Consider the following 9,302-nt stretch of genomic DNA (forward strand, 5'->3'; position numbering starts at 1 on the left):
CCAAGCTCGTTGCTCTGATTGCCACTGCTCGGAAGCTGATCACCATCCTCAACGCCATCCTGAGGGACGGAGCGCCATGGCAAACCGCTTGACCGCCAAGACAGTCGCTCAATTGGCTCGGTACAAAATACCGGTCAGGTCAGAACAGGTTGTTCTGCAGGGTCGCATCGATCGCGCTCAGGCTGTCGGCGAGGGCGTCCCACGGCACCATCTCGCCGCTTGCCGCGATCCTAAGGCCATCCTCGGCGGAACCATGCATGTCGAGGTGCAGAATCGGCTTCAGGGTGCCCGCGGCCGTTCGACTGCCAACGCCTCCAAGGTGGCTAGGAACTGGCCAGCGGTCGTCACCTCGAAGACCTGGTGGTGGATGCGGACGCTGTCGAGGTACGGCACGAGATCATCGAGGATGCGCCGGGTCACCCCTTGTTCGTCGGGGCGCAAGGACGTGAACCAGAGGACGGCATTCACGGAACCATGGGGCACATCGGTTGGCATTCCCCACAGATATGCGCTGCGGTGCCCCCCTGCAGCCCTGCCCTTACCGGATCGTAGCTCAATCGCCTGCATAGGTCTGGTGACGCCGGCATCGGGCCTTGCCGCCCGCCCCAGGCGCACCTACGTGCCGAGAGCTACCAGCACCCGGTGGCTCGTGCCGCCGATCGAGCTAGCCGATACCCCCGTCGCGATCCGATCTCGCGCGCTGCTGTCCATCGCACCACCCCAATCCGGGGGCGCCGATCCTGTCAGCGTCGACAGAGTATTATATGGCTCGATCCCCGAAATCATCGGCGCCCGCGAATGCCTTAGTCTTGGTGGCTGCTCTCGACAGTCACAATAGCGCCGAACTGTGCGGAGTGAAGGCCCATGTGAACGTTAATGAGCCTTATGGCGTGGTCGTGGTTTACCGGGACAACGATTACTCGAAGGCCGGCATGGATTGGCTTGACCAAGAGGCTGGTCGGAACGGTTGGTATCGCACACGCAGCGGAACGCAAGGCAAGGACAAGTTCGCCTGTTTTGAGCCCGAGCAAATTCCTCCGGTTCCTACACCGAAGGAACTCTACCACGCGACGGACGTAGGCAACGCGGATCGTATCCTTGACGATGGGTTCGCGCTCACGGCGACCGGGCGGACCTGGATGGACCGCACCTACCTCACGCCGCGCGTGTTTTTCGCGACGAGCCTGAACGACGCCGTCATCTTCATCCGAAGTATGAAGGGCAAGACGTCGGCGACAGCCGCCGCCGAGCTGACGCTCGCCGACCTGCAGGCGTGGGAGATCCTCAAGGTCGAGCCCGGCGACCGGACCTACTATCAGGACGTCGAATTCCCGAGCGCCGTCTGGACGGAGGAGGATGTGCCGGCGCGAGAGGTGTCTCGGCTCGTTGGTTGGCGTGACGGGCTGATACCTTAATCATGCGGCTTAGCAGGATCGGCGACCCTGGCCTTGGGCAACCCTCGGGACCCTCCGGGCCGTGGCTCTACGCAGGTGGGTTTCCAGGTCGACGGGACAGGGCCTCGAACGCGGCCCTATCCCACATCCACCTGCCGGTCCGGGGCTGCCGCGCAACCGGGTTCTATAGAGAGTGTCGCCCCCACGTAGAAGCGACTCGGTTGAGCTCTTGGGTAGGGCACGCAAGCCGACGCGATGTTCGCTTAGGAACGACTTGATCCGTTCACATCTCCTCCAATAGCGACTCGGTTCGACGATCGGGGTCGCGGCCTCAAGGAGGCTGCCCTCGTGCGAGCAACCGCGCAGGCGAAGCGGCGGAATCGGGAGCACACGCGGGGTGAGGCGTGCCAGGAGGTGGACGAGTAACAATCCGATCCTGCGACATGGCATGTCGGCTATTGTCCAGCTAAATCGGATGGCTTTGGAGAGGTGATTGGATCTCTCGCCCTCAGACGTGCTTCCGTTCGCGAAGATCAAGATCTGCGATAATGCGAGCTTCGTACTGATCAAAATGCCTGGCTATTTACGGCTGCGACGTGGTGTGACGAGGAAAGGATTGAGGCGTGAGGCGGTTCATCATTTTGAGGGACGCGGACGAGGGCGCCATTAGTAAGGGGGGCGCTGCCGGGGAAGCATATCCAGGTGGCTCCCAGCCGAGCTTGTTTGTGGAGCGGCTTCCCGAAAGAGCGCTTGCTGAGCTCGGGGCGGATCGCAAGGTGCGAGCGGTCACCCCTGTCATGCCGACCAGGCTGATCGTTCCTCTACCGGCAGCTAGTAGGGACACGACTGGCTGGGGCATCGCTGCGGTAGGTGCTGACCGGAGCCGTCGCACCGGCGCCGGCGTTAAAGTTGCGGTTCTCGACACCGGTATAGAGCGGGATCATCCCGCGTTCCGTGGCGTGGATCTCGTGGAACGAGATTTCACGGGAAAGGGATCGGGCGATCGACAGGGCCATGGCACCCATTGCGCCGGAACGATCTTTGGACGGGACGTCGGCAGCGCCCGGATCGGCGTTGCGCGCGGGGTGACGCATGCCCTGATTGGCAAGGTTCTCGGAGATGACGGGTCAGGTACTTCGGAGATGATCTTCTCGGCCTTGCGTTGGGCGATGGACGCGGGTGCAGACATCGTGTCGATGTCCTTGGGCTTCGACTTCGCAGGCATGGTCTCGCAGCGCGTCGCGGACGGCTGGCCTGCGGACTTGGCCACCTCGGACGCTCTGGAGGCGTATCGAGGAAATCTGCGCATGTTCGATGCGCTCATGGCCGTCCTGCGGGCGAACGCATCGTTCGGCGCCTCGCCGCTCGTCGTCGCGGCAGCCGGCAACGAGAGCAAGCGTGGCGTCGACAAACGGTACCGTATCGCCGCGTCATTGCCTGCCGCTGCTGACGGCGTCCTGTCGGTCGCGGCCGTCGGCAGGCACGGCGCGGGGTACTCGGTCGCAGACTTCTCCAATAGCCTCGCTCGCGTAGCGGCCCCAGGAGTCGACATCCGGTCCGCTTGGCCCGGCGGTGCCCTCGCCACCTTGAGCGGCACGAGCATGGCGTGCCCGCACGTAACCGGCGTCGCCACCCTCTGGTGGGAGGCATTACGCGACCAGGGAACGATGCCGGATGCTGGCAACGTGCTGGCGCGTCTGCTGGCTTCCGCGCGTAAGGATGCCATTGCAGCCGCGGACGAGGGCGATATCGGTCAAGGGCTCGTGATGGCACCCGCGTAACGCGGATGAAGCCCATCAGCCATCGGTGCCTCCGTGCCACAAGCTGTCCGTCTCGCAGCCACCGTGGACGCTCCCTTCTCTCAGGTCACGTCATGACCGTCCTCAGGCTGCAACGCCGCCTCCAGCTTTAGAAGCTCTACGTGGTGGGGAAAATCGGCGCGCATGACCCCCAGCAGGGTCGTCGGCGTGATCCCGGCGCCGCCCCCGCCTTGCTTGAGTAAATTTAAGGCCGCATACCACGCTGACCTCGCGCTCCCCCGAGCCGGCAGCCGCGAGCGATCGCCGCTGGCCCTCTTCCAAAGATCGTCTTCCGCTGGACCGCCCGGGAAGAGGTCGGCGCTCACTTCAAGAAGCTCTCGCCACCAAGCCTCACCGAGTTCTGGTCCGCTCGATGGCTGGGATGCGGTCGGTGAGACCGAAGGTGCCGCTTCCACTGTGACAGCCACGGCCGCCGACATCGCCAAAGGGAAGTTTTCCTCGATCGATGCCTTGAGGATGGGGTGCTGGTCAGACCGAGCGGTAGTGACGCGACCAGCGACATAGTTGAAGAGATCAAGGACGCGTACATAGCGGTCGGCGGAACGCAGTCCTCCCCGGAAGGCACCAAGCAGGTGGCCGGTGAAGAGGCTGTTGCGGGCGCCATGCTCGATCCACGAACGCTCATCCGGCCTGCATGACGCTAGGACGACGCGGCCGGTCCCGCTCGCCAGCCCCTCCAGGCCTTCCTTCGTCAGACCCACCAGGGGAAGCGGAGCTATGATGCCGTCCTTAGGTTCGCCCGAGGATCCGGCATGGCATGCGTCAATGATGACGACTAGCCGTGCCGCCGGGATTGCGCGAAGCGCCGCCGTGAGCTCCGCCGCCGCAATGGCGGTCTCGCTGAGGCGGACCGGATCTGCCTCAGTTGTCAGAAGGAAACTTGGCGTTTCGGGTTCGAGGCTTGGCCGCCCGCCATGTCCGGAGAAGTAGACGATGACTGTATCGCCCCGCGCCGTCTCCTTCGCGAGGCGATCAAGCGCGCTAAGAACCGCCGGTCGCGTGGCATCCTCGTCGACGAGCAATCTGACTTGGTGCCGCGGATAGCTGGCCCGTAGCGGATCGCGCAGCAACGCATGGAAGTCCGTCGCGTCATGCGCGACGGCCGGAAGACAGGGCACGTGCCGGTACCGCGAGACGCCGATGATCAAGGCCCGGCCGTTTGTGAACTCGTCCGCCATCAGCCACCTGCTACCAGCCATCACTGAACGGCGCACTCTGCGACAACCGCTTGAGCTTATCGTTTCGGGGCCGCTCGACCAGCATGGCATGTATAAGAGCGTGACCTGAAACGCCGCCGCCGCCCTGGCGGATCAGCCGGATCGCCGCCTGCCAACGTGCCCGCCCGGTTTCCGCACCCGGGAAGGTCGATCGCTGACCGCCCGCCTCGCACCAGACGTCCTTGGCCTCCGATGGCTCAGGGAAGGTCTCCGCGGCGACCTCGACGAGCAACTGCCAGAGCTCGTCGTGGCTCGGCGCAGGCAACGATACGCCTGACCAGTACAGCCAAACCCGATCCAGCAGGGGCAGGAGGTCGTAGCTCTCCCGGAGCGCCGGCAGAAGATCCTTGCGTGTGCTGTATCGAGAAACGATCCTCTGCGGGACGACGCTCCAGCCGCGTCGCTTGGCCAAACGCCCCACCTCCGCGGCGACCACGGCATCCAGCGGCTCGTTCGCACGCCGCTCAAACCAATCCACGAACGGGGATGCCTCCAACTCAACGAGGAGCTCGAAGAGCTCCAACACCGCCTGGTCGGAGCATGGCGTGCCCAGGAACGTCGCGATGCGGCGTCGCGAAGTGACAGCCCCTCGAAGAGACTCTTCTGGTATGCCCTCGAAGTTCGGGGCGCCGCGCCAACGTGCGAGCCAACCATCCGCCGTAGGCTGGAGGAAGGCATCGACGAACTTGGCAGGGAGGAGGGGCCAGACGGCGGCCCGGTCGTTTCGGCCGGATATATCGGCTAGCGGGGTCTTCACGACCACCTGCCACAAGGCGTCATCCACCTGGCTGCCGAGCCTGGCGAGGGCAGGGACCAAGCCCTCGGGATCCATGAGCCCCTTCCAAGCATCGGGGAGGGCGACCAGGGCCGCGAAGAGGATGCCACGCCAAGCTTCGGATCCGGGATCGAAGCCACGAAGGAGGCTCGGCTGTCGGGCGCAGGCCTCGCCGGCTCGCCGGATCAGACGCGGGTCGGGGAGCACGAGGGTGCACTCGACCACCTCGTCGCCTGGAACGCCCGCTAGAATCGTGTCCAGCGGTTCGATGCGCCGAAATTTGTCGTCAACCGACAAATGAATGCGAACGGCATCTGGGAATGCGAAGGCGCGCTTTACGACCGCAGCGTGCAGCAGAAGCCAACCACGGCCGACGCACAGAGCCGCTACAAGTTCGGCAAGCGCCTCCCCCAGCGCGGTCGGCGCCACGCGCATGAGCTCCCGCTGCAAACGGTCCTCCAGGGGCAGCAGCGGAGCCAGGGCGTGGACGAGAGAGGCGTCTTGCGACCACCACGACCACAGGCGGGGGGCGATGTCTTCAGGCGATTGCGCGAGCTTTGACAGCCCGGCTCTTACGGCATCCTTCCACTCCGCGATCGGCCCATCCGCCATCGCCTGCCCAAGGATACGGGGCGTCGCCGGATCGGCCTTCCCAGAGGGGGGAGCGCCGGCCGCCACCCAATCACGAACACCTCTCCACAACGCCTTCCCGCCGTCGGCGAAGGCGTCGAGCCGTAACTGTCGAAGGGTGAGGATGTCCGCCCCCGCCATGGTGGCGATGCTGCCGACGAGGGCGGATGACATGGCGATTTTCGCTTGCACGCCAACTTTCGGGTCGGGCGAGAGAAAGCCGGTCATGCGCACGAGCTGGACGAGCGTATCGGGTGTTGGCCGGCCCACCGCCGAGAGGGATGCGGCGTGCTCCACCATGACCGCAGTTCGTGCGTCGTGCAGCTCCGCGCCGATGGATGCCGCAAACTCCTGAAGGCGGCCCGATCCCTCGGCGGACAGCAAAAGGCGCCCGGCGTCGGTCCGGAAACCTGTGCTCGGTGCACCGATCCGTACATGCGAGGTCCACCGACTCTCCATGCGCTTCGGCGTGCAGATCAACAGTTGCGGATCGCCCTCTACGTCCTGGGGACCGAAGCTAAGCCGGAAGCGGAATGACCGCCTCATTGTCGGGGGGAGGCGGTCCCACAGCGAGGTGACCAGTTCCTCCCAGCCCTCCTGCCCGACCCATACGATCGGGGGGGGCGTGTCCGCAGCAAGGGCCTCCGCGACGTCCGCCGCGCCAGGAGCGATCTCGCTCCGTAAGGATGAGGTGGTGGGCGCGAGTTGCAGCGGTGCTATTGGGTGGCTCGGCGCCGGGCGATCCACGAGAAACGCGATGGCACGCTGCAGCGAGCCCAGTTCCGGTAGATCGACGATCCGAATGAAGAGTGCGTGCGCGAATACCATCCCGGACCGTGGCGCCCCCGGGTCGGGCATGGTCCTTAGGAGCACGTAGAACACGCCCCCATGGGGAAAGGCCCTGAGATAGGCCGACCACTCCAACCCGGGCGGGGGGGTGCCTGGCAAGTCAGACTTGAAGGCCAGCTCGGATGCAATTTTCCGAACTACGGGGTCGCTGATTGCCAGCAACCCGTGCCCGCCCCTGTCGTAGCCATACAAGGCCTGTTGGATGATCATTTCTTCGGCGCGGCGGGGTGCATGGTCAGGGCGAGCGGCACCGTGAGGTCGGGTGTGCAGGTCCCGTCCGGCAGAACGACGAACCCATGGCTCTCGGGGCCGCCCTCCACGTATTCAGGATCTTCCCGGTCTGGCACCAACGGTTTCCCGAGAGCCGAAAGACCGAGGATCTTGACCCCGTCGGGGTGCCAGCAGCTGCGCGCGAAGGCCGCGAGGAGCGGCATCCGTTCGGTGAGAACCGACGCGGGCGTCATGCCGTTCGGCAAGTCGAGTTCGTCCCAACATGACAGCAGGATGGAGAGGCGCGGCTCGACCCGCGGTACGGCAGGATCGGCGCCGTGGATGAACATCATTATTTGCAGCAACTCGACGAGGCGGCTTTGCGCAGACGCGCGGAAAGCCGCGTTGGCTTCGCCGGGTGCGATGAGAGAAGGCGGACGCTCAAAGATGTCGTCGTCGGTATGGGCGTGCTGGATCCGGATCAAGAGCAGCCATGACCGCGCATCCCGAATCCTATCCCTCCAGGCAGACGGAACCCGGCGATCGTCAACGATCCGCCTGATCTGCTCTCCCCCGTAGTCGGGCCAGATCAGGTCGACGGCGCAACCGGTAGTGTCCTGTATTGGCCATTCGCTGTCGTCGTATGCGACAGGTGCCGTGTGCCGCGCGGAACGACCGGAATGGAGGGCCGCGAGCGTCTCCTCGAACGGGCCAAGGTTCGTTGCCGCCTCGCCCGGCCGCATCGCGAAGCGGCCTCCGACCTGGCGCAGACGCAACAGCAGCTGGGCCCCGAAATGCGTCTTTCCCGCCGCGGATTCGCCTATCAGGAGAACGCGCTGAGGCAGGCTGTCAGGAGAGTGCAAAGCCATAGCGGTGGAAAGGGTCATTCGGCAGGAGTGGTTCGGGGCGAGAAACAGCCCGGTCGAGCGGGGCCGCCGCCACCCATTCCAGGAGGGTTAGCAACCCGGTCGGATCGGTGCCGTTTTGACACTTGGGCGTGACGCTAACCGAGAACTCGACGATGCCCGGCATCAGGCGCCGTGCGGTTTCCTGCAGACCCTTGCGCAGCGCCTCGGCCACCTGCAGGTCCGACTTCGACCAGACGAGGGCGACGGGCCGCGTCCGCGCTTCCGCCCCCACGCGGTGAAGCAGATTCTGAAGGATCACCCGCGCTTGGCCGCGATCGGCACCGGAGAGGGCGGCGCAATCCGCTAGGACGAGGATGACGTCGGCGCGTTCGTTGACCCACCGCGCGCCTTCGGCATCGGGCGCATCCCGCGAGATCGACCATCGGCGAAACCACTCGCCCGGGGAATCCGCGAAGAGATAATCCACGGTCCGGTTGCCCGATCGTAAGGCGAGATGGAGCTGGCCGGGCACGCGACCGGAACCGCTCGTGGTGTGCGGCGGAAAGGACGGAGGCGTTCCGTCCCAACGCAGGGCATGCGCGATGTTTTCCCATCCGGTCAGCGTATACGATCCGGCGAAGGAGCGTCCGGCAGGAGCGCGCCCACGTCCCATCAGCAGATACCAAGACGCGAGGATGGTGGTTTTGCCCGCGTCCTGCGGCCCGATGAGGCTGATCATCCGAGCGGCCGAGCGACCCGTGACGAAAGGCATATCCGCGGTTCCCAGCGAGTTGCCCGTCCAAGGGAACAGGATGGCGTCATCGGACGGCTGCTGGTCGGCGGCTGTCGCCGCAGCGTCCGCCTCTCCGGAGTAATGGGGGCATTCATCCTTGCTGGCCTCGCCGAGGATGCAGGGCATTTCCGGAAAGCAGCCGGCCCTGTCGCAGCGCTTGGTCATGAAGGATCCAGCCGCAAAGCGGAGCAGGCCTGAAGTTCGCGGAACGCGATGACCGCCAGGTCGGCGACGGTGAGTTGGACGTCACCAACGATCCCAGTCGCTGCCTCGACGGCGGCCGCATCGGCGCCCGCGGCCCCGGCATCCACCAGAAGGGAGAGCAGAAGTCCCGGCCCCTCGCCGTCGATGCGGCCGGGTACGGCGGACATCCTCTTCCGCAGCGCCTCGTCCTGAGCGATGACCTTCACCAAATCGACAAGCGCCTTCCTGCGAGGTGCCCCGGTTGAGGTCTCGGCGATGCTTTCCCTGAGGAAGTGCTCGACGCTCGTCGGGTGAAAGGCCGGCAGTTGGCGGTGTAGGTCCAAGGCCATCTGCAGTGCAGCCTCCGGGGCCGGCAGCGTGCGGTACCCGGCGTTCAACTCGCTGGAGTACATCGCTTGCCGCCACCACAGCAGACCAACCTTCCTGTCCGCAGCCCTAGGGTTTGGACTCGATCAGCACCAGAAGGTGATGACGGCGGCCAGAGCGAGGGCCGAAGCGTAGTTGCGGGCAAGCTTGTCGTAGCGGGTTGCGATCCGGCGAAAGTCCTTGAGGCGGTTGAAGG

Annotated in this window: 8 protein-coding genes and 1 pseudogene; 2 read left to right on the forward strand and 7 right to left on the reverse strand. The window is 65.2% G+C overall.

Going from position 1 to position 9,302, the window contains the following annotated elements; translation table 11 throughout:
* Positions 1 to 279: 279 nt before the first annotated feature.
* Positions 280 to 468: a hypothetical protein gene (locus ACLBYB_RS31990; RefSeq protein WP_447701268.1), complete on the reverse strand. Its 189-nt coding sequence runs from the start codon at positions 466 to 468 to the stop codon at positions 280 to 282.
* Positions 469 to 812: 344 nt separating this feature from the next.
* Here ACLBYB_RS31990 and ACLBYB_RS31995 point away from each other — a divergent pair, with 344 nt between their 5' ends.
* Positions 813 to 1,415, forward strand: a complete 603-nt coding sequence (locus ACLBYB_RS31995; RefSeq protein WP_447701269.1) for a hypothetical protein — start codon at positions 813 to 815, stop codon at positions 1,413 to 1,415.
* 776 nt (positions 1,416 to 2,191) lie between these two features.
* The gene (locus ACLBYB_RS32000) at positions 2,192 to 3,175 is read left to right on the forward strand and encodes a S8 family peptidase (protein ID WP_447701270.1); all 984 of its coding nucleotides are present in this window, start codon (positions 2,192 to 2,194) and stop codon (positions 3,173 to 3,175) included.
* A gap of 80 nt (positions 3,176 to 3,255) precedes the next feature.
* Here ACLBYB_RS32000 and ACLBYB_RS32005 read toward each other — a convergent pair whose 3' ends face one another.
* The 6 genes and pseudogenes from ACLBYB_RS32005 to ACLBYB_RS32030 all read right to left on the reverse strand — a co-directional run.
* Positions 3,256 to 4,392, reverse strand: coding sequence for a caspase family protein (locus ACLBYB_RS32005; protein WP_447701271.1), 1,137 nt, complete (start codon positions 4,390 to 4,392; stop codon positions 3,256 to 3,258).
* Between the two features lie 10 nt (positions 4,393 to 4,402).
* Positions 4,403 to 6,895, reverse strand: coding sequence for a GAP1-N1 domain-containing protein (locus tag ACLBYB_RS32010; RefSeq protein ID WP_447701272.1), 2,493 nt, complete (start codon positions 6,893 to 6,895; stop codon positions 4,403 to 4,405).
* The gene (locus ACLBYB_RS32015) at positions 6,892 to 7,782 is read right to left on the reverse strand and encodes a TRAFAC clade GTPase domain-containing protein (RefSeq protein ID WP_447701273.1); all 891 of its coding nucleotides are present in this window, start codon (positions 7,780 to 7,782) and stop codon (positions 6,892 to 6,894) included. The genes ACLBYB_RS32010 and ACLBYB_RS32015 overlap by 4 nt, the downstream gene beginning before the upstream one ends.
* Positions 7,745 to 8,701, reverse strand: coding sequence for a TRAFAC clade GTPase domain-containing protein (locus ACLBYB_RS32020; RefSeq protein ID WP_447701274.1), 957 nt, complete (start codon positions 8,699 to 8,701; stop codon positions 7,745 to 7,747). Before ACLBYB_RS32020 ends, ACLBYB_RS32015 begins: the two co-directional genes overlap by 38 nt.
* Positions 8,698 to 9,132, reverse strand: coding sequence for a GTPase-associated system all-helical protein GASH (locus ACLBYB_RS32025; RefSeq protein ID WP_447701275.1), 435 nt, complete (start codon positions 9,130 to 9,132; stop codon positions 8,698 to 8,700). The genes ACLBYB_RS32020 and ACLBYB_RS32025 overlap by 4 nt, the downstream gene beginning before the upstream one ends.
* 60 nt (positions 9,133 to 9,192) lie before the next feature.
* Positions 9,193 to 9,302 (reverse strand): annotated as a pseudogene (locus ACLBYB_RS32030) (IS5/IS1182 family transposase); the annotation flags it as partial.

This window comes from Methylobacterium sp. D54C, from assembly GCF_053345595.1.